Source organism: Kitasatospora sp. NPDC059408, assembly GCF_042751525.1.
In the GTDB taxonomy this organism is placed as follows: Bacteria; Actinomycetota; Actinomycetes; order Streptomycetales; family Streptomycetaceae; genus Kitasatospora.
The window spans coordinates 1-19,358 of record NZ_JBHYWI010000064.1 but is presented as its reverse complement, the minus strand read 5'-3'; the positions used below and the strand labels follow the sequence as shown (position 1 = coordinate 19,358).

Below are 19,358 nucleotides of genomic sequence, written 5' to 3'. Positions count from 1 at the left end.
ACACCGGTGTGCTCCGGCTCAGCCGATCCGGTAGCCGTGCGTGCCGGGGCGGCGCACCCCGTCCATGCCCGGCAGCCACGCGCCGAGGACGAGGGCGGACGGGTAGAACATCGGCTCCGGCAGGGCGTCCACCGGGAAGCGCTCCCAGCCCGCGCACGCGTGCGGCTCGGTGACCAGCGCCTCGGCGAGGCTCGGCGGCGCGAGCACGGCGGCGGTCAGCCGGGGCCGGCCGAGCTCGTGGTCGAGCAGCACGGCCAGCACCCGCATCGCGTCGGCCGGCAGCACGATGCCGGTCTCCTCGGCGAGTTCACGCGCCGCCGCCTGCTCGAAGGACTCGCCCGGCTCCTCCACCTTCCCGCCCGGCAGGCTCCAGGTGGGCGGCTCGCCGGCGGTCGTGCGGCGGCCGACCAGCACCCGGCCGTCCCCGGTGGGCACGATGACGCCGGCGCCGAGCATCGGCGCGACCGTCCGGGCGGGTGCTGCCGGTGCGGGGGCTGCCGGTCCGGGTGAGGTGGAGGTCAACTCGCGTTCTCCTTCGGGTGGTTACCAGTTGCCGCGCTCGTAGTCCTTGAGGAAGCAGCCGTACAGGTCCTCGCCCCGCTCGCCGCGCACGATCGGGTCGTAGACCCGGGCCGCGCCGTCGACCAGGTCGAGCGGGGCGTGGAAGCCCTCGTCCGCCAGGCGCATCTTGTCCGGGTGCGGGCGCTCGTCGGTGATCCAGCCGGTGTCGACGGCGGTCATCAGGATGCCGTCGCTCTCGAACATCTCCTGCGCGCTCGTGCGGGTCAGCATGTTGAGCGCGGCCTTCGCCATGTTGGTGTGCGGGTGGCCGGCGCCCTTGTAGCCGCGGGTGAAGACGCCTTCCATCGCGGACACGTTCACCACGTACTTGCGGCGCGACGAGGACGCGGCCATCGTCGGGCGCAGCCGGCTGATCAGGATGAACGGCGCGGTGGAGTTGCAGAGCTGCACCTCCAGCAGCTCCATCGGGCCGACCTCCGAGACGGTCTGCACCCAGCTGTTGGTGTCCGCGAGGTCGGGTACCAGGCCGCCGGCGTCGATCGCGGTGCCGGCCGCGATCCGGGCGGGCGTCGCGGAGCCGGTGACGAGCGCGAGCGAGGTGACGTCCTCGGCGGCCATCCGCAGGTCGGCCCCGCCCGCCTGGTGGGGGAGCGCGGGCAGGTCGACGCTGCCGCTGCCGAAGCGGCCGATGGTGGTGGCCTGCGGGAGCTCGCCGGCCGGCAGCGGTGCGGTCTCGGCGGCGACCAGCTCGCGGTAGGACTCCGGCGGGCGGCGGACGGTCTGCGCGGCGTTGTTGATCAGGATGTCCAGCGGGCCGTCGGCGGCGACCTCGTCCGCGAGCGCCATGACCTGGGCCGGGTCGCGCAGGTCGATCCCGACGATCTTGAGGCGGTGGATCCACTGGTCGCTGTCCGGCATCGCCTTGAAGCGGCGGATCGCGTCGTTGGGGAAGCGCGTGGTGATCGTGGTGTGGGCGCCGTCGCGCAGCAGCATCAGCGCGATGTACATGCCGATCTTGGCTCGGCCGCCGGTGAGCAGCGCGCGCTTGCCGGTGAGGTCGGCGCGGGCGTCCCGGCGGGCCCGGTTGAGCGTCGCGCAGGGCTGGCACAGGTTGTGGTAGAAGGCGTCGACCTCGACGTACCGCTTCTTGCAGGTGTAGCAGGAGCGGGGCCGCTCCAGGATGCCCGCGATCTCGGTCGTGGTGACGGTGGTCAGGCCGAACGCGCCGGCCGTCTCGTCGTCGATCCTGGTGGGCGCGCCGGTGGCCGTGCGGGCGGTGACCTCGCGGTCGTTGGCGGTCTTGCGGGCCCGGGTCTCCTGGCGGCGGCGCTGCTTGAGCGTGCGGAATATGCCGCCGACGGCCTGGCGGACGGTGATCGCGTCCGGGTGGTCGACGTGCAGCTCGTCCAGCTCCGCGATCACCTCGAGACAGAGCCGCAGGCGCTCGGGATCGAGGCCGGGACCGTAGTCGATCTCCTCCTCGCTGCCCTCGACCGGGCTCTCCTGGAGGTGCTGTGCCGCTACTTGCTGATCGATGCCCACGCCCGCTGCCGTTTCCCGTTTCGCCTCGCCGTTACCGCGTGAATGCTACGGGAGTCGCCCCGGCCGGGGCGAAAGGTCGATCGCTTGGACGATCATCCAAGTCTACGCGCGAAGCTTTGATCTTGATTTGTGTACAGCGCCAGCAATCGTCCCCGAACTGGCTTTTGTCCCGACCCTCCCGGAGAATCGAATGTTGGGTGCCGGGCGCCCGAGTGCGCCCCGGCGGCATCGCCGCAACCGCACCCGAGGTGTACCTTCTCCCAGCCAGAGAGCCCCATTTCATGCGCTTCCTGAACGACCTCAAGCCCTCGTACGACCTGACGTACGACGACGTCTTCATGGTCCCCAGCCGTTCCGCCGTGGGCTCCCGGCAGGCAGTCGACCTCTCCTCGAACGACGGCACCGGCACCACCATCCCGCTGGTCGTCGCCAACATGACCGCCATCGCGGGCCGCCGGATGGCCGAGACCGTCGCCCGTCGCGGCGGCCTGGTCGCCATCCCCCAGGACATCCCCACCGAGGTCATCGCCGAGGTCATCGCCTGGGTCAAGCAGCGCCACCTGGTGTTCGACACCCCGATCACCCTCGCCCCCGGCGCCACCGTCGCCGAGGCACTGTCGCTGCTGCCCAAGCGCGCGCACGGCGCCCTCGTGGTCGTCGAGGACGGCAAGCCCGTCGGCGTCGTCACCGACTCCGACTGCCAGGGCGTCGACCGCTTCACCAGCCTCGCCGACATCATGTCCCGCGACCTGCTGCTCCTCGACGAGGACGTCGACCCGCGCGCCGCCTTCGAGAAGCTCTCCGAGGCCCACCGCAAGCTCGCCCCGGTCGTCGACGCCGAGGGCCGCCTCATCGGCATCCTCACCCGCAAGGCCGCGCTGCGCGCCACCCTGTACACCCCGGCCGTCGACGCCGCCGGCAAGCTGCGGATCGCCGCCACCGTCGGCATCAACGGCGACGTGGCCGGCAAGGCCAAGGCCCTCATCGAGGCCGGCGCCGACGTGCTGGTCGTCGACACCGCGCACGGCCACCAGGAGAGCATGATCAGCGCGCTGCGCGCCGTGCGCGGCCTGGACCCGCAGATCCCGATCGTGGCCGGCAACGTCGTCTCCGCGGCGGGCGTGCGCGACCTCGTCGAGGCGGGCGCCGACATCCTCAAGGTCGGCGTCGGCCCGGGCGCCATGTGCACCACCCGCATGATGACCGGCGTCGGCCGCCCGCAGTTCTCCGCCGTCCTGGAGTGCGCCGCCGAGGCGCGCCGGCTCGGCAAGCACGTGTGGGCCGACGGCGGCGTCCGCCACCCGCGCGACGTCGCCATGGCGCTGGCCGCCGGCGCCTCCAACGTGATGATCGGCTCCTGGTTCGCCGGCACCTACGAGTCCCCGGGCGACCTCCACACCGCCGCCGACGGCCGCCAGTACAAGGAGAGCTTCGGCATGGCCTCGGCCCGCGCCGTGAGCAACCGCACCGCCCAGGACTCCACCTACGACCGCGCCCGTAAGGCGCTGTTCGAGGAGGGCATCTCGCACTCCCGGATGTTCATCGACCCGACCCGCCCGGGCGTCGAGGACCTGATCGACTCGATCGTGGCCGGCGTGCGCAGCTCCTGCACCTACGCGGGCGCCAACACGCTGGAGGAGTTCCACGAGAAGGCGATCGTCGGCGTCCAGAGCGCGGCCGGCTACGCCGAGGGCAAGCCGCTGCACTCCAGCTGGGCCTGATCCGCACGGGCGGCGCGTGCGCCCGCCCCGCCACCGTTCTCGGGTTCGCCGACCGGCCGGTTCCTCGCTTCGGGGAGCCGGCTGGCGGCCGTTCCTGTGGCCGTTCCTGTGGCCGTTCCCGCGGCCGGGTCGTGGTGGACGCCGTCGTGCAGGCCGAGCGGCAGCAGGAGCGCGCGGCCGAGCAGCCCCACCGAGCCGTCCAGCGCGGCGGCGAAGGCGTGCGCGGCGCACGGCACCCGGCGCAGCTCCCACAGCGCCCGCACCGCCGACCAGGCCGCCTCGCGGGCGGCGTCCACCGACCAGGCGCCCAGCAGGTGCGCGAGCGGCGCGGCCGGCTCCGGCAGCCCGTGCGCCCCCAGCAGCTGCTCCCGGACGGCGGCCTCCACCTCGGCCAGCACCCCGTTGACCCGGTGGTAGTCGTCCTCGACGTCCTCCGGTTCGCAGCCGAGCCGCCCGCACGCGTCCAGGACGGCCAGCGGGAGGTCGTGCTGGATGTGGGCATTCATCCCGGCCAGGGCGAACTGCAGCGGGTGCACCCCGGTGTGGGCGCGCAGCTCGAACAGCGGCCGCCAGCAGGCGGGCGGCTCCCGCCCGGCGGCGTCGGCCGCCACCGCGAGCAGGTACCGCCCCGCGAACACCACGTCCAGCTCGGCCACCGCCGCCGGATCGGCGAAGTACGGACCACCGAGCCGCTCCCGGACCGCCTCCGTGACGGTGAGGTAGGCCCGGTTGAACACCGCCACCCCGTCCTCCGGCGGCAGCCCCGCCCCGAGCGCCCGCAGCCGGGCGACCACCCCGTCGACCGTGCCGTCCGGGTTCGTGACGTCCACTGCCGTGCCGTTCGCTCCTGTGCTCGCCGCCGCACCGGGCATGCGCCACCCTCCGATGTCGATCGTGCACTGATCGCATCATCGTGGCAGTGTGCCCGGCCGACCGGAGCGCGCGGCGCGCAGCCGACCGGGGGACGGTCGACGGAGGGGCGGCGGCGTCAGCCCAGCTCGTACTCCAGGACGTAGGTGTGCGCGCCGTCCTCGCCGACGGTCAGGTGGAACTCCCCGGTGAGCCCGGCCAACTCGCCCGAGCCGGTGCCCGGGACGACGCGTATCGTCACACCGGTGGTGTCCCAGGCGGCGTGCTGGAGCACGAACGAGCCCTTCCGCCCGTCCAGTTCACCCGTCACGTGCTCCACCGCGACGTACGAGGCCGGCGCGCCCGCGGCGTCCCCGACGGACGTCATCCGCACCTCGCTCGTGCCGGTGATCCCGCCGGTGAACGTCTTGGCGATCCGGATCCGGCCGAACGCCGCACCCGCCCGCTCCTCCGTCTCCACCGGCTCGAAGGCGGTCAGCTCGAACGCCCCGCTCGCCCTGTGCCCCATGGCGCTCTCCCCTCGACGAACGTCTCCGCGACCGACACCCCGTCGACCGCGATCAGAGCCTTGCACACGGCTCTGACAATCGCGCTCCACACGGGTGAATGCCCTGGTCAGCGCTCCGCGCGCTGCTCCCAGCGGATCGCGAGCAGCGCCGCGTCGTCCGCGAGCCCGGCCGGGCCGACCCAGTCGTCGACGTCCGCCAGCACGCCGTCCAGCAGGTCCGCCGGCTGCCCCGCGTGCAGGCCGGGCAGCCGCTGCGCCAGCGGGTAGAACACCCCGTCGGCGTTCCGGGCCTCCGAGACCCCGTCGGTGTACAGGAGCAGCAGATCGCCCGGCCGCGCCTCGAAGCGCCCCACCGGGTAGCGGCCGCCGGTCAGCCCGAGCAGTCCCAGCGGCGGCGCCGCCTCCTCCGGCTCCAGCTCGCCCACCACGCCCGCGCGGCGCAGCAGGGGGTGCGGATGGCCGCAGTTCACGACCGTCACCGGCTCCCGGCCCGGCGGCACGCTCAGCAGCAGCGCGGTCGCGAACCGCCCGTCGCCCGGTCTCGCGGCGAGCGCCGCGTCCAGGCGCTCCGCGAGCCGCCCGAGGTCGGGCTCGGTCCGCGCGCCCTCCCGGAACACCCCCAGCACGTCCGCCGCCGTCTCCACCGAAGGCAGCCCGTGCCCCTGGACGTCCCCGAGCAGGATCCGCACCCCGAACCGGGTGTCGAGGACGGCGTACAGGTCCCCGCCGATCCGGGCCTCGGCCGCCGCCGCCACGTACCGCACGGCCAGCCGCAGCCGGCCGATCCGCTCCGGCGGCGGCCGCAGCAGCGCCCGCTGCGCCGCCTCGGCCACCGTGCGGACCTGGAACAGCTCCCGCTCGCGCGCCGCCACGAGCAGCACGTTGGCGGCGCTGGCGAGGGTCGCGGCGAGGACGGTCACCAGCACGCTGACCCGGACGGCGGTCGGCAGCTGCTCGTTGGCGCTCTCCAGCGTGCCCACGGCCAGCAGCGCCGCCGCACCGACCAGGAGCGGCACCCGCGCCTTCCTGGTGGTGGCCCCGGCCAGCACCGGAGCGACCGCGAGCAGCGGCGAGAGCGTCGTGCCGGGCCCGCTCACCAGGTCGGCCACGACGGCCCCGGCGAGCAGCAGGAACGCGCCGTACAGCAACCCCCGCGTCCGCCGGGGCAAGTGCAACGGCGGCAAGTCCCCCGGCTCGTCCTCCTCCTCGATCACCCCTCCACTGTCCCCGCGCCCCCGACACCCGGCACCCAGGGCGTGTCTTTCGGAGCAGGCCGGGTGCCACCCACGCGGTCAGGGACTCCGGCCGCGCCCCCGTCGGCCGGGTCGTCGGCCGCCCGACTAGGCTGGGTGACCGAGATGAGACGCAAGAGCCGCCGCCCGGCCTCCCCCCTTCCGCAGCGCAACGGTGTGGACCCCGTGCACCTGCGGCTGCCGATCGAGGGGCCCTGGGAGACCGTCCGGGCGTACCTCGTCGAGCGGCTGGCCGCCGTCGGCACGGCGCGCGTCGACGCCGCGCTGCACGGGCGGGAGATCGTGGGCGAGGACGGGCCGGTCGCGCCGGACGACCCGTTCCGGCCCGGCGGGCACCTGTGGTTCTACCGGGACCTCCCCGACGAGGTGCGGGTGCCGTTCGAGCTCGCCGTCGTGCACCGCGACGAACACCTGGTCGTCGTCGACAAGCCGCACTTCCTGGCCACCACCCCGCGCGGCAAGCACGTCGTCGAGACGGCGCTGTCGCGGCTGCGGCACGGCCTCGACCTGCCCGCGCTCAGCCCCGCACACCGGCTCGACCGCCTCACCGCCGGGCTCGCCCTGTTCGTCGTGCGGCCCGAGGAGCGCGGCGCGTACCAGACGCTCTTCCGCGACCGGCTGGTCCGCAAGGAGTACGAGGCCGTCGCGCCCTTCGACCCCGGGCTGAGCCTGCCGCGGACCGTCCGCAGCCACATCGTGAAGGAGCGCGGGGTGATCGCGGCCCGGGAGGTCGACGCCCCGCCGAACAGCGAGAGCCGGATCGACCTGCTGGAGCGGCGCGACGGCCTCGGCCGCTACCGGCTCCGGCCGCTCAGCGGGCGCACGCACCAGCTGCGGCTGCACATGTCCGGCCTGGGCGTGCCGATCCTGGGCGACCCGGTGTACCCGGTGGTGCTGCCCGAGCCGGCCGCGGACGACTTCCGCCGGCCGCTCCAACTGCTCGCCTCCGTCGTCGAGTTCACCGATCCCGTGACCGGCCGCGAGCACCGCTTCGAGAGCCGTCGCACCCTGTCCTCTTGGATCGACCCGGAGGGCTGGGCGGCCGGGGCCGGGGGCACCTGACCGTCGGACCCCGGCGCCCTACGTCGGACCCGGCGCCCTAGGACCAACGGACGACCGGGTCCCGGTCCCGGTGGCCGATCCGGCACCCGGACGCTCGGAGCGATCGTGGGGGCATGAACGCAGCACAGCACACCACCCCCACCGCCTCCACCACCCCCACCCGCGTCGCCGTCGTCACCGGGGCCTCCCGAGGGCTCGGCCTGGCCCTCGCCGAGGCGCTCGCCGCCGACGGGTGGCAGCTGGTGATCACCGCCCGGGGCGCCGGCGGGCTCGCCGCCGCCGAGGCCCGGCTGGGCGCCGTCACCAGGGTCGTCGCGCTGCCCGGCTCGATCGTGGACGACGACCACCGCGCCCGCCTCGCCGAGGCCGCCGCCGGGCTCGGCGGCGCGAGCCTCCTGATCAACAACGCCGGGACCCTCAACGGCACGGACGACGCCCGCGCCGAACCGCTGCCCAGGATCGCCGACGCGCCGCTGCCCGAACTCCTGGAGACGTTCGAGGTCAACGCCCTCGCCCCGATCGCGCTCACCCAGCTCGTCCTGCCGCAGCTGCGCGCCCACGGCGGCGCGGTGCTGAACATCAGCTCCGACGCGGCCGTCGTGCCGTACGTCGGCTGGGGCGGTTACGGTGCGAGCAAGGCGGCGCTCGACCTCGCCACCGCCGTACTCGCCCGGGAGGAGCCGGAGTTGCGGGTCTGGGCGGTCGATCCCGGCAGCATGCGGACCGAGATGCTGCAGGCGGCGAGCCCCGGCGAGGACATCTCCGGCGAGCCGCTGCCGGAGGAGGTCGCCCCCGTCCTGCTCGGCCTGCTCAGGGACGGCGCGCCGTCCGGCCGGTACCGGGCGGAAGACCTCGCAGCGGACGTCGCAGCGGACCGTACGGGGGACCGCACGGCGGACCGTGCGGCGGATCTCGCAGCGGTCCGAGGTGGGCGATGACCGTCCTCACGGAGCTCGGCCCCGACTTCACCGTCCCGCCCGAACTCTCCGCCCCCGCACCGGCGGAGGCCCGCGGCCGGGCGCGCGACGGCGTCCGGATGCTGGTCGGCCGGCGCGAGCGCGACACCGTGGAGCACCACCGCTTCACCGACCTGCCCGACGTGCTGCGCCCCGGCGACCTGCTGGTGGTCAACAACTCCGCGACGATCCCGGCGGCCCTGCCCGGACGGTTGCCCGACGGAACGCCGGTCGCACTGCACCTGTCCTCGGCCCAGCCGGACCAACGCGGAGCGTTCCTGGTGGAGTTGCGCCGCGTCGTGCCCGGGAGGGCGGCGGAGTACTACCCGCCCGAGGACAGCCCGGCCCGCCCGGGCCTGCGGATCGGCCTGCCGGCCGGCGGTGCCGCCGAGTTGACCACCCCGTTCACCGCCCGCCTCTGGTACGCCGAACTCGACCTCCCCGCAGCGCTGTTGCCGTACCTGTCACTCCACGGCCGGGCGATCCGGTACGGCTACGTGGACCGCGACTGGCCGATGGAGGCCTACCAGACGGCGTTCGCCAGCATCCCCGGCAGCAGTGAAATGCCCAGTGCCGCACGCCCGTTCACGACGGAGGTGGTCGCCCGCTTGGCCGGCCGCGGCGTGCTGCTCGCGCCGATAACCCTGCACACCGGCGTCGCGTCCCCGGAGGCGCACGAGGCGCCGTACGCGGAGCGGTTCCACGTCCCGGCGGCGACCGCCCGCCTGGTGGGCCACGTCCGGGCGGGCGGCGGCCGGGTGATCGCCGTCGGCACCACTGCGGTGCGGGCGCTGGAGTCCGCCGCCGACCCGGACGGGACGGTCCACGAGGCCGACGGCTGGACGGAGTTGGTCATCACCCCCGAGCGCGGCGTCCGGGCGGTCGACGGCCTCCTGACCGGCTGGCACGAGCCGCGGGCCTCCCACCTCCAGCTCCTGGCCGCCGTCGCCGGCCTTCCGCTCCTCGCCCGCTGCTACCGCGAGGCCGTCCGGAGCCGGTACCTCTGGCACGAGTTCGGCGACGTCAACCTGCTCCTGCCGGCCTGACGAGACGTCAGGCAAAGAGCGTCCGTGCGACGTGGTCGGTGTCGAGGTACTCACGGACGGCCGTGATCAGTCCGTTCTCGACGGTGAACACGGCCGCGCACTGGTTCTCGTACGCGCTGCCGTTCGCAGCCGTCCCCTTGGAAGTCCACTCGGCGAGGGCCTTCGGGCCGTCCGCGAGAACCTGGGTGAGCGTCACCTCCAGCGGGGTGTCGGGGGCGAACAGGGCGCGCGCGCCGACGAGGAACTCGCTGAAGATGGCTTCCTTGCCGCGCCACACCCGCGACAGGGGGAGGGTGCCCGGGTACTCCCAGGTGGCGTCGTCGGCGAAGCAGGCTACGGCGGTGTCGAGGTCGCCCCCGGCGATCGCGGTGACGTAGGCGGTGACGACGGTGCGGGTGTCGAGCTGCTGGTTCACGGTGGCTCCTCTGGTGTCCTCCGGTGGGGCTGTCCCGCCGTGCCACCAGACAACCGCGCCGGCGCCGCACCGGGCCAACAACCGCCGCGCGGGGCCGACAATCGACCGTTGTCGTCGCAGGCCACGCGTGGTTCAGGAGGTGCCCGTCGTGCCGGGCGGCAGCTCCAGCTCGAACCAGACCACCTTGCCGTCCCCGGTCCGCCGGCTGCCCCAGCGGTGGGCGAGCTCGTTGACGAGGTGCATGCCGCGCCCGCCCTCGTCCTCGGACCTGGCGGACCGCATGCGCGGGGCCTCGCCCTCCTGGTCGGCGACCTCGACGGTGAGCATCCGGTTGCAGAACAGCCGTAGCTGGGTGGGGGATCCGGCGTGGACGAGGGCGTTGGTGATGAGTTCGCTGGTGAGCAGCTCGGCCCAGTCGGCGAGGGCGTCGAGCCCCCAGTCGGCGAGCGTCGTGCGGGTGAAGCGGCGGGAGTGCGCGACCATCGCGCGGTCGCCGCTGAGCGGCAGGGTCGCGATCCGGTCCGCGCCGACCGGGCGGACCTGGGCCATGATGACGGCGATGTCGTCCTCGGCGGTGCGGCCGGTGAGTTCGGCGAGGACGGCGTCGCAGGTCTGCTCCAGGGAGCGGCGCCGGTCGGAGATCGTGCGGCAGAGCAGTTGGATGCCCTCGTCGATGTCGCGGCCCCGGCGTTCGACGAGCCCGTCGGTGTAGAGCGCGAGGATGGCCTCCTCGGGGAGGGTGAACTCGACGCTCTCGAACCGGACTCCGCCGACGCCGAGCGGTGCGCCGGGCGGCAGCTCGATCGTCCGGGCCCGCCCGCCGGGCTCGGCGACGACCGGAGGCAGGTGCCCGGCGCAGGCGGCGGTGCAGTGGCGGTCGACGGGGTCGTAGACGACGCACACGCAGGTCGCGAACTGCCCGTCCCCGAGTGCGATGGTGGCCTCGTCGAGCCGGTGCAGGACGCGCGCCGGGTCGAGGTCGAGGGTGATCAACGTGCGGGCGACGGTGCGCAGTTGGCCCATGGTGGCGGCGGCCCGGATGCCGTGTCCCATGACGTCGCCGACGATCAGCGCGACCCGCCCGGAGGGCAGCGGCACGACGTCGAACCAGTCGCCGCCGACCTCGCTGACGACACTGCTCGGCAGGTAGCGGTAGGCGATGTCCAGGCCGAGCGTGCGGTGGATCTCCTGCGGCAGCAGGCTGCGCTGGAGGGTGAGCGCGGTGTCCCGCTCGCGCCGGTAGAGCCGTCCGTTGTCGATCGCGAGGGCGGTGCGGGCGGCGAGCTCCTCCGCGAGCGACTGGTCGGCCGGCCCGAACGGCACCGGGTTGGCCATGCGGATGAACTCCGCCCCGCCGAGCACGAGTCCGCGCGCCACCAGCGGCACCATCAGGTACGAGTGCACCCCCGCCGCCAGCCCGGGCTCCACCCGGTCGGGCGAGGCGACGATCCGGCGCAGGTCGTCCTCGGTGACCTCGGAGACGAGGATCGACCGCCCGCTGCGCAGGCTCTCGGCGTACAGCGCGGCGGACTGCGACGTCTCGCCGACGGAGTCCGCCGCGCCGGTCATGGTGCCCGAGGGGCCGACCTCGCCGACCGCGACCGCCCGCATCAGCACCGAGCCGTCGGGCGGGACGGGCCCCGGCTCCTCGCCGCCGAGCACCGCGTCGCGCAGGTCGACGGTGACGAAGTCGGCGAAGCGCGGGATCACGACCTCCACCAACTCCCGTGCGGTGTTGTGCAGATCGAGCGTGGTGCCGATCCGGGTGCTGGCCTCGTTGAGCAGCGACAGCCGCTGCTGCGCGGCCCATGCCTCGTCGAGCGCGCGCTGGCGGGCCGCGGCGGCGTCGCGCTCGCGGGTGAACAGCAGCGCGTTGTCGATGGACACGGCCGCCCGCACCGCCAACTCCCCGGCCAACGCCAGGTCGTCGTCCTCGTAGGGGCGCTCGACGAGGGTGCGGTAGAAGCCCGCGACGCCGACCGGAGTGCCGCGCGCGATCAGCGGGACGACCATGAACGAACGGACGTTCTGCTCGCGCACCGCCGCGGTGCGCACCGGGTCGTCGGCGAACCAGGCCAGCCCCTCGGCGTCCATCCGCGGCACCAGCACGGGCTTGCGGTTCGCCAGCGCCCACGCGTACGGCGAGCCGGGCCGGAAGCGCTGCACGCCGCCGGTCCGGTCGATCGGGCGCAGGGTGGAGCCGTGCACGGAGTGGAAGGCCATCCGGCGCAGGAGCGCGGAGCCGTCCCCGGAGGGGCGGGCCTCACGCTCGCCACGGACGAGGTCGTCCAGCACCTCGACGACCACCGTGTCGGCCAGCCTGGGCGTCGCGACCTCGGCCAACTCCTGCGCGGTGCGGTCGATTTCGAGCGTGGTGCCGATCCGGGCGGACGCCACGTTGACCAGCGCCAGCCGCTCCTGCGCGGCCTTCGCCTCCCGCAGCGCCTGCTGGCGGGCGAGGACGGTCTGGTGCTGGCGCAGGTACAGCCGGGCGTTGTCGATCGCGACGGCGGCGCGCGAGGCCAGCTCGTCACCGAGCGTGATGTCCGCCTCGGCGAAGGACTCCCGGGCGCCGCGCCGCGAGTACACGATCATGCCGAGCGTCGTGCCGCGCGCCACCAGCGGGGTGATCCGCACCGAGCGCGGTCGGTCGCCGAGCGCGGCCTGGCGGCGGCTCTCGGTGATGCCCTCGCTGAGCAGCGGCAGCTCCCAGGACGGCACGACGACCGTCCGCCCGGTGGCGAGCGCCCGCGCGTAGGGGGAGTCGTGGGGGAGCTCGTACACCGCGTCGACGGGCAGGGCCTCCGCCGGGTACAGCGGATCGGTGGACGCGAGGGCCAGCCGGCGCACCAGCAGCGGGACGAGCCGGTCGGTCGGCTCGACGTTGCGCCCGGCGACCAGCGCCTCCAGGGCGAACACGCCGCTGATGTCGGCCACCCTCGGGACCATCGCGTCGGCCAGCTCGCGGGCGGTCTGCCGCAGGTCGAGCGTGGTGCCGATGGAGGCCGTCGCGTCGACGAGCAGGGCCAGCCGCTCCTGCGCGCGGGCGGCGCGGGCGTCGGCATGGAACTGCCTGCTGATGTCGATGACCGTCGAACTGACCCCGAGCACCCGCCCGCCCGGCTCCTCCAGCCGGAAGTACGAGGCGGACCAGGCGTGGTCGTGCTGCGGATCGCCCGGAGTGCGGCCGTGCGAGCGCGTGTCCACGACCGGCGTGCCCGTCTCCAGCACCCGCCGCATCACCGCCTCCGCCTCGGCGCCGTTGATCCCGGGCAGCAGCTCGGTCAGCCGGTGGCCGACGTGCGCCCCGACGGACAGGCCGTTGACCCGGGCCAGCGCCTCGTTGAGGCGGACGAACCGCAGATCGGCGTCGAAGACGCCCATGCCGACCGGGGACTGCGTGAAGAACCCGTCCAGGACCGCCAGGTCCGCCTGGATCCGGCGCAGTGTCGTGACGTCCGAGGCGACGGCCAGCACCAGCGGGCGCCCGCCGGGACCGGCGATGGGATGGGTGCGGAACTCCAGGTTCACGGGATGCCCGTCCCGGTGCCGCACGGGGAACACCCCGGACCACGGCCGCCCGTCCAGGATCTGCTGGAACAGCTCCAGCACGTCGGGCCGCTCCTCGTCCGAGGTCAGCAACTGCGCGGCCTTCGCACCGACCGCCTCGGCGGCGGTGTAACCGAGCAGTGCCTCGGCGTCGCTGCTCCAGTGCAGGATCCGCCCGTCGGCCTCGATCAGCGCCGTCGCGATCGGGACCATCAGCAGGGCGTCCTGCCGCGGCTCCCCCGTGCGCGGCTCGTTCTCGTTCACCATGGCCAGAGAACCGTCCGGAGATCGCTTCCACCAGCCCTGCCATCTTCGCACGCGGCCCCCGGAGCCCGCTTACCGTGACATCACCGCCCGAGGCACACCCACCAGAACCCCGACCACCGGACCGCGGCTGACCCGACGGCCCGGATCCCTCGAACCCGCGCCCGATCGACCGGCGAACGCGCACCAACCCGGTAGCGGTGCCGCACGCACCGGCGGCGCAGCGGACCGCCTGCCACCAGCAAGACCGGCGACACCAGCAGCGCGCCGATCGTGACCCCGATCCGGCAAGCGAAGTCGGTAGGGCTCCCTGCTCTCACGGGTCGACTCTCCGACAGCCACGGGCAGTCGATGCGGCCGGCTTCTCACACGGCCGGACAGGCCACGGGAAGTCGACCCGGCCGACTTCCTCCGCGGGCCCGCTGCCGCGGCCGGCATCGCCGGGGTCGCGGGAGGTCGTTCTGGTCGACTTCCTGTGTGGTGGGCCCGGTTGTGGCGTGTTGATTTCACCGGCTTGCTCCGCTGGCCCGCTGCCCCGGTTGGTATTGCCGGGGTCGCGGGAGGTCGTCCTGGCCGACTTCCTGTGCGGTCTGCTCGTGCACGGGATTTGATCTCGCGGACTTGCGCCCTGCGTTTCCATGACTCCGCGCACGCGAGAGGAGGTCGACGTGGCCGACTTGTTCTTCCGGCCCCCGACTGCCCTCACACACAGCGACGGAAAGTCGGCCGAATCGACTTTCTGCGCTGGCGGCCGCCCGCGTCTTTCGACGCCGGCTGGCCGTGGGGCGCAGGCTTGCCTGACGCTGAGACGCTGGAAGTCGGGCGGGTCGACTTTTCGGTCCGTTCCTCCCGGCTCGGTTGAGCGCTCTGGGTTGGGGTGGGGCACCAGGAGTCGGGTGGGCCGACTTTTGGTGCGGAGTGCGGGCCTCGTCGCTTGGGTGGCTTTTGACTCTGCTGGGGCAGGGGGCGCGCTGGAAGTCGGTTGGGCCGACTTTTGGCTCCGGGGTGGGGCGTGGGTCGGTTTGGTTTTGTGGTCCGGGTTGGGTTGGCGGGGGCACCAGGAGTCGGGTGGGCCGACTTTTGGCGCGGGGTGGGGCTTTGCCGTTTGGGTGGCTTTTGGCTCCGGGATGGGGCGTCGGCCGGTTCGGTTTTGTGGTCCGGGTTGGGCAGGCGGAGGCGTGAGAAGTCGGGCGGGCCGACTTTTGGCGCGAGTGGGGGGAGCCGCCGGGCTTGGACGATTGAGTTGGTGGCGTTCTGCTGTGGTGGGGCGGCGCCAGAAGTCGGGTGGGGCGACTTCCCGTGTGCCCTCAATTGGTGGGGACTCGCTCCCGTGTCGTGGCCTCCGCCCCCTCCGCGGCTCCCGTCCTGCGGGATTCGGCAGCGCGGGAGGCCAGGGCCAGCAGGGCTCCGGCGAAGCACAGGACGGCCGCTACGACGATGGCTCGGTCGGTGCCCGCCGCCAGGGCGCGGGCCGCTGCCTCGTGGCCGGGGGCGGTCGGGTGGGCGGAGGCGGCCACGGCCACCGTGACGGCCACGCCCAGGGTCGAACCCACGTACCGGGACGTATTGTTGGCGCCGGATCCCATGGCCGCCCGGTGGGCCGGGACGCTGCTCACCGCGAGCCGGGCGAGGGCGGCGTTCAGCACGCCGCTGCCGATGCCCGCGACCGCGAGCCCGGGCGCCAGCCGTGCCCAGGTGGAGTCCGGGTCCAGCCCGTACAGGCCGGCCTCGCCGATGCCGCAGATCAGCAGCCCGACCGCGACCTGGGTGGTCGCCGCGAGGTGGGCCGCGAGCCGTCGGGCCTGGAGGGCGGCGAGGACCGAGAGGCCCGACCAGATGGCCAGCACCCCGCCGACCGCGGGCCCGGAGAGGCCGAGGACGCCCTGGAGCAGGGTGGGCAGGTAGCTCATGAAGCCGACCATCGACAGCCCGGTGAACATCGCCCCGCCGGTGGCCGCGATGAAGCCGGGGCTGCGGAACAGCGAGAGGTCCAGTATCGGCTCCCGGACCTTGGCTTCGACCAGGGCGAACAGTGCGAGCAGCAGCACCCCGGCCGCCAGCAGCACCAGTACTGCGGGCCGGCCCCAGCCGGTGCGGCCCTCGGCCAGTCCGGCGATCAGCAAGGTCGTTCCGGCGGCGAGGGTGAGGACGCCCCAGGGGTCGAGCGGGCGCGGCCTGTCGGCCCGTGACTCGGCGAGGACGGCCGAGGCGAGGGCCGCGAGCGCCGCGGACACGACGGCGAGCCCGCCGCCGACCGCCCGCCACCCGGCCCACTGCGCGACCAGCGCGCCGTAGACCGGGCCGATCGCGATGCCCAGGCCGACCGCCGCACCCCACACGCCGAGCGCCCTGATCCGGGCCGGTCCGGGTGGGAACGCGTGGCTGATCAGCCCGAGCGCGGGCGCCAGGATCGCCGCCGAACCGGCGCCGAGCAGCACCCGGGCGGTGAGGTAGGCGGCGCCGCCGGGGGAGAGGGCGGCGAGCGCCTCGGAGGCGGCGAACAGCAGTACGCCGAAGGTGAAGACGCGCTTGCGCCCGTGGTCGTCGGCCGCGCTGCCGGCGGTGAGCAGCAGGGCCGAGATGCCGACGAGGGTGCCGGTGAGGATCCAGGTGCGGCCGCCGGCCCCGAGGTGGGCCGCCTCGGCGGTGGCGGCGAGCGAGGCGGTGGGGGCGGTGTAGGCGACGGTGACCAGCGCGGTGGCGACCGCGGTGGTGAAGAGGGTGGCAGCGGGCCGGACGGGCACGGGGCCGATTACGGGGCCGGTTGGTGCGGGGGACATCGGCGTTCCCTCCGGGAGCGGCGGTGGGTCCAGTGGGTCTGGTGAATGAACCTGCTTTCCGGGCAGCACGCTACCACCAAGGGTCTGTTGATTGAACCCATTGGGCGACTGGACTACGCTGACCGCCATGGCGCTCGGAACCGACTACGAACTGCAGGACTGCGCACTCGCCCGCGCCCTGGAGGTGGTCGGCGAGCGCTGGAGCCTCCTGATCGTGCGTGACGCCTTCTACGGCGTGCAGCGCTTCAACGACTTCCTCGTCCACCTCGGCATCCCGCGGGCCGTCCTCACCGCCCGCCTCAACGCGCTCGTCGCCGCCGGCGTCCTGCGCAAGGAGCCGTACCAGTACGCGCCGCTGCGCCACGGCTACCTGCTCACCGAGGCCGGACTCGAACTGTGGGCGCCGCTCTACCTGTTGAGCCGCTGGGGCGGTCGGCACGCCACCCCGGACGGTCCGCGCCACCTCTTCGCGCACGCCGCCTGCGGCACGGACCTCGACCGCACGGGCGCGTGTCCGCACTGCGGCCGGTTCGTCCCGCCCGCCGAAGTCGTGATCCGGCCCAACCCCGGCCGCGGCGGCGCCCCGCGCACCGACCCGGTCTCGCTCGCGCTCGCCGGCCCGCACCGGCTGCTCGAACCACTCGCCTCGGCCGCTCCCTAGCCCGCCCGGGCGTTCCCTGGCCCACCCGCCCGGCTGCCGTCTGGCCTGCCGGTCGCCGCCCACCCGCCCGGTCGCCGCCTGCCCCGCCCGGCTGCCGTCCGGCCTGCCGGTCGCCGCCCGGCCCCGCCGGGGCGCGGGGACGCCGACGAGGCCGTCGGCACCGTGCCGACGGCCTCGCGACGCTCGCGGCCGGCGCCTACGAGTGGAAGCCGACCTCCGGGTTCTCCGCCGTCGGCCCGTCGAGGATCGGCTGGTCGACGCCCTTCAACTGCAGGTCGAAGAAGGCCGCGACGTACTCGCGCGTGAGCGAGAGCGCGCGCTGGGCGGGGATCGTCCGGCCGGTGTCGGGGAGGCCGAGTGCGTCGAGGAACAGCGGGAAGTCGGTGAACGAGGGGTGGTTGGTGCCCGCGACGGTCAGCCAGCGCTTCCAGCCGTCGAGGTTGGGCCAGCTCTGGCTCCAGCTGGTGTCCTCCTCGCCGTCCGGCAGGGGGTGGCCGATCATCATGAACGGCTTGCCGCCGATGCCGGAGGCGGGCACGGTGACGTCCATGCTGCCGTCCAGGTCCACGCCGGCCTGGATCCGGTCGTCGGTGAGCAGGGCCGGGACGGTCGCCGCACCGCCGGCGGAGTGGCCGGCCATGCCGATGCGGTCGGGGTCGATCATGCGCGAGTAACGCCAGGCGGGGTGGGGGTGGGCGGTCAGCTGGTCGAGGACGAAGGAGGCGTCCTTCGCGCGGCTGCGGTCCAGGCCCGCCCAGGCCTCCGGGGTCCTCAGTTGGCCGCACATGACGCAGGGGAGCGTCTGCCCGTCGGGGAAGGTCGTTCCGGTGTTCTCGTAGGTGTGGTCGATCAGCGCGACGACGTAGCCGCGGCTGGACAGGTCCTCGGCGAGGCTGGTCAGCGAGGTGCGCGGCATCGTGAAGCCGGGCGAGAGGAGGATCAGCGGGTACCGGCCGGGCGCGGGGCGCGCGTCGGACTCGGCCCAGGTCCGGGTGGCGGTGATCGCCTCGGTCGGGATGGTGTTGCCCGGCAGCTTCGCGTCCAGCAGCATCCGCGCGGCCTCGGGCGTCATGTACGGGGCCGGGCCGCCGGTGCCCGCCTTGGCGGGGTAGTACATCGACACCATCAGCTGGCGCGGACCCGCCGACGGCACCCACGGGTCGGGCCGGTCCTGGTCGACGAGGTGCAGGATCTCCCGCCCGACCGCGTGCGGCCCGGTCGGGCGCGGGAGTTCGACGTGGACGGCGGCCGGCGTGGTGGCCGGGGTGCCGGCGGTGCCGGGAGAGGTGGCCGCGGCGGCCGCGGGTGGGGAGGCGGCGAGCGCGGGTGCGGCGACGACGACGGACAGCGGCAGGGCGAGCAGCAGGGCCGCCGCCGCGGCAGTGCGACGAATTCCGGTCATGCGAGGACCGTATGTCCCGCACAAGGGAATTGACGTCGCCTCAGCGGCGTAGGGGTTCCGCCGGAGAGTACGACGGCCGTCGACATACGGCCCCTACGGGCACCCCTAGGGGCGCACCGGCCCCGCCGTCGGGCGACCGACTCCGGGCGTCAGGCGATCGACTCCAGGATCGTCGCGTTCGCCAGGCCGCCCGCCTCGCACATCGTCTGCAGCGCGTACCGCGCACCGCGCCGGCGCATCTCGTGGACCAGGGTGGTCATCAGGCGGGTGCCGCTCGCGCCCAGCGGGTGGCCGAGGGCGATCGCGCCGCCGTTGACGTTGAGCCGGGCCGGGTCGGCGCCGGTCTCCTGTAGCCAGGCCAGGACGACGCTCGCGAAGGCCTCGTTCACCTCGAACAGGTCGATGTCGGCGAGCGAGAGCCCCGAGCGGCGCAGCACCTTGTCGGTGGCGGGCAGCACGCCGGTGAGCATCAGCAGCGGGTCCGAGCCGGTGACCGCGAAGGAGTGCAGCCGGGCCAGCGGGCGCAGGCCGAGCCGGGCGGCGGTCTCGCTGCTGGTGATCAGGACGGCGGAGGCGCCGTCGTTGATCGGGCTGCTGTTGCCCGCCGTCACCGACCACGAGATCTGCGGGAAGCGCTCCGCGCAGCCCGGGTCCTCGAAGGCGGGGCGCAGCCCGGCGAGCACCTCGGGCGTGGTGCCCGGCCGCACCGACTCGTCCATCCCTGATCTTGCAGGGTATCCCCGGCTTCAGCCGGGGAGGGAATGCATCCTTGGCCCGGAGCCGCGAAGCGGCGGAGAACGCTGCGTT

14 protein-coding genes and 1 pseudogene are annotated in these 19,358 nt (G+C 74.2%); 5 read left to right on the top strand and 10 right to left on the bottom strand.

The window, feature by feature from the left end; all coding sequences use genetic code 11:
• Nucleotides 1–18: 18 nt before the first annotated feature.
• Both ACFXDE_RS32265 and ACFXDE_RS32260 read right to left on the bottom strand, forming a co-directional pair.
• Nucleotides 19–522 carry an NUDIX hydrolase gene (locus ACFXDE_RS32265; protein ID WP_380498130.1) on the bottom strand — a complete coding sequence of 168 codons (504 nt, stop codon included), beginning with the start codon at nucleotides 520–522 and terminating at the stop codon, nucleotides 19–21.
• 21 nt (nucleotides 523–543) lie between these two features.
• On the bottom strand, nucleotides 544–1,995 hold the full coding sequence (locus ACFXDE_RS32260; protein WP_380498155.1) for an SDR family NAD(P)-dependent oxidoreductase: 1,452 nt from the start codon (nucleotides 1,993–1,995) through the stop codon (nucleotides 544–546).
• Between the two features lie 350 nt (nucleotides 1,996–2,345).
• Between ACFXDE_RS32260 and ACFXDE_RS32255 the strand changes: the two genes are divergently transcribed.
• Nucleotides 2,346–3,785, top strand: a complete 1,440-nt coding sequence (locus ACFXDE_RS32255) for a GuaB1 family IMP dehydrogenase-related protein (protein WP_380438886.1) — start codon at nucleotides 2,346–2,348, stop codon at nucleotides 3,783–3,785.
• Here ACFXDE_RS32255 and ACFXDE_RS32250 read toward each other — a convergent pair.
• The 3 genes from ACFXDE_RS32250 to ACFXDE_RS32240 all read right to left on the bottom strand — a co-directional run bounded on the left by ACFXDE_RS32250 (nucleotide 3,746) and on the right by ACFXDE_RS32240 (nucleotide 6,377).
• Entirely contained in the window at nucleotides 3,746–4,615 is an 870-nt protein-coding gene (locus tag ACFXDE_RS32250) for a DUF5995 family protein (RefSeq protein ID WP_380498129.1), read from the bottom strand. The genes ACFXDE_RS32255 and ACFXDE_RS32250 overlap by 40 nt on opposite strands.
• A gap of 158 nt (nucleotides 4,616–4,773) precedes the next feature.
• Complete coding sequence (locus tag ACFXDE_RS32245; RefSeq protein WP_380498128.1) at nucleotides 4,774–5,163, bottom strand: DUF3224 domain-containing protein; 390 nt, start codon at nucleotides 5,161–5,163, stop codon at nucleotides 4,774–4,776.
• A 107-nt stretch (nucleotides 5,164–5,270) separates the two neighbouring features.
• The gene (locus tag ACFXDE_RS32240; protein WP_380498127.1) at nucleotides 5,271–6,377 is read right to left on the bottom strand and encodes a PP2C family protein-serine/threonine phosphatase; all 1,107 of its coding nucleotides are present in this window, start codon (nucleotides 6,375–6,377) and stop codon (nucleotides 5,271–5,273) included.
• A gap of 144 nt (nucleotides 6,378–6,521) precedes the next feature.
• Here ACFXDE_RS32240 and ACFXDE_RS32235 point away from each other — a divergent pair, with 144 nt between their 5' ends.
• From ACFXDE_RS32235 to ACFXDE_RS32225, 3 genes are all read left to right on the top strand, one after another.
• Nucleotides 6,522–7,478 carry an RluA family pseudouridine synthase gene (locus ACFXDE_RS32235; protein WP_380498154.1) on the top strand — a complete coding sequence of 319 codons (957 nt, stop codon included), beginning with the start codon at nucleotides 6,522–6,524 and terminating at the stop codon, nucleotides 7,476–7,478.
• Nucleotides 7,479–7,591: 113 nt separating this feature from the next.
• Nucleotides 7,592–8,416, top strand: coding sequence for an SDR family NAD(P)-dependent oxidoreductase (locus tag ACFXDE_RS32230; RefSeq protein ID WP_380498126.1), 825 nt, complete (start codon nucleotides 7,592–7,594; stop codon nucleotides 8,414–8,416).
• Nucleotides 8,413–9,480: an S-adenosylmethionine:tRNA ribosyltransferase-isomerase gene (locus ACFXDE_RS32225; RefSeq protein ID WP_380498125.1), complete on the top strand. Its 1,068-nt coding sequence runs from the start codon at nucleotides 8,413–8,415 to the stop codon at nucleotides 9,478–9,480. The genes ACFXDE_RS32230 and ACFXDE_RS32225 overlap by 4 nt, the downstream gene beginning before the upstream one ends.
• 7 nt (nucleotides 9,481–9,487) lie before the next feature.
• Here ACFXDE_RS32225 and ACFXDE_RS32220 read toward each other — a convergent pair whose 3' ends face one another.
• From ACFXDE_RS32220 to ACFXDE_RS32210, 3 genes are all read right to left on the bottom strand, one after another.
• Nucleotides 9,488–9,895 carry a nuclear transport factor 2 family protein gene (locus tag ACFXDE_RS32220; RefSeq protein ID WP_380498124.1) on the bottom strand — a complete coding sequence of 136 codons (408 nt, stop codon included), beginning with the start codon at nucleotides 9,893–9,895 and terminating at the stop codon, nucleotides 9,488–9,490.
• Nucleotides 9,896–10,027: 132 nt separating this feature from the next.
• Entirely contained in the window at nucleotides 10,028–13,711 is a 3,684-nt protein-coding gene (locus tag ACFXDE_RS32215; protein ID WP_380498123.1) for a SpoIIE family protein phosphatase, read from the bottom strand.
• A gap of 1,304 nt (nucleotides 13,712–15,015) precedes the next feature.
• Nucleotides 15,016–16,488, bottom strand: a complete 1,473-nt coding sequence (locus ACFXDE_RS32210) for an MFS transporter (protein ID WP_380498122.1) — start codon at nucleotides 16,486–16,488, stop codon at nucleotides 15,016–15,018.
• Nucleotides 16,489–16,615: 127 nt separating this feature from the next.
• On the opposite strand from ACFXDE_RS32210, the gene ACFXDE_RS32205 reads away from it, so the two are divergent.
• Complete coding sequence (locus tag ACFXDE_RS32205) at nucleotides 16,616–17,149, top strand: winged helix-turn-helix transcriptional regulator (protein ID WP_380498121.1); 534 nt, start codon at nucleotides 16,616–16,618, stop codon at nucleotides 17,147–17,149.
• Nucleotides 17,150–17,345: 196 nt separating this feature from the next.
• Here ACFXDE_RS32205 and ACFXDE_RS32200 read toward each other — a convergent pair whose 3' ends face one another.
• Entirely contained in the window at nucleotides 17,346–18,551 is a 1,206-nt protein-coding gene (locus tag ACFXDE_RS32200) for an alpha/beta hydrolase family protein (protein WP_380498120.1), read from the bottom strand.
• A gap of 149 nt (nucleotides 18,552–18,700) precedes the next feature.
• Nucleotides 18,701–19,267 (bottom strand): annotated as a pseudogene (locus tag ACFXDE_RS32195) (thiolase family protein); the annotation flags it as partial.
• Between the last annotated feature and the right edge of the window lie 91 nt (nucleotides 19,268–19,358).

Bases quoted from the DNA above. Each gene is read 5' to 3' on its own strand.
- ACFXDE_RS32205 (WP_380498121.1), top strand. From the start codon at position 16,616: ATGGCGCTCGGAACCGACTACGAACTGCAGGACTGCGCACTCGCCCGC.
- ACFXDE_RS32235 (WP_380498154.1), top strand. From the start codon at position 6,522: ATGAGACGCAAGAGCCGCCGCCCGGCCTCCCCCCTTCCGCAGCGCAAC.
- ACFXDE_RS32255 (WP_380438886.1), top strand. From the start codon at position 2,346: ATGCGCTTCCTGAACGACCTCAAGCCCTCGTACGACCTGACGTACGAC.
- ACFXDE_RS32225 (WP_380498125.1), top strand. From the start codon at position 8,413: ATGACCGTCCTCACGGAGCTCGGCCCCGACTTCACCGTCCCGCCCGAA.
- ACFXDE_RS32245 (WP_380498128.1), bottom strand. From the start codon at position 5,163: ATGGGGCACAGGGCGAGCGGGGCGTTCGAGCTGACCGCCTTCGAGCCG.
- ACFXDE_RS32210 (WP_380498122.1), bottom strand. From the start codon at position 16,488: ATGTCCCCCGCACCAACCGGCCCCGTAATCGGCCCCGTGCCCGTCCGG.
- ACFXDE_RS32230 (WP_380498126.1), top strand. From the start codon at position 7,592: ATGAACGCAGCACAGCACACCACCCCCACCGCCTCCACCACCCCCACC.
- ACFXDE_RS32215 (WP_380498123.1), bottom strand. From the start codon at position 13,711: ATGGTGAACGAGAACGAGCCGCGCACGGGGGAGCCGCGGCAGGACGCC.
- ACFXDE_RS32200 (WP_380498120.1), bottom strand. From the start codon at position 18,551: ATGACCGGAATTCGTCGCACTGCCGCGGCGGCGGCCCTGCTGCTCGCC.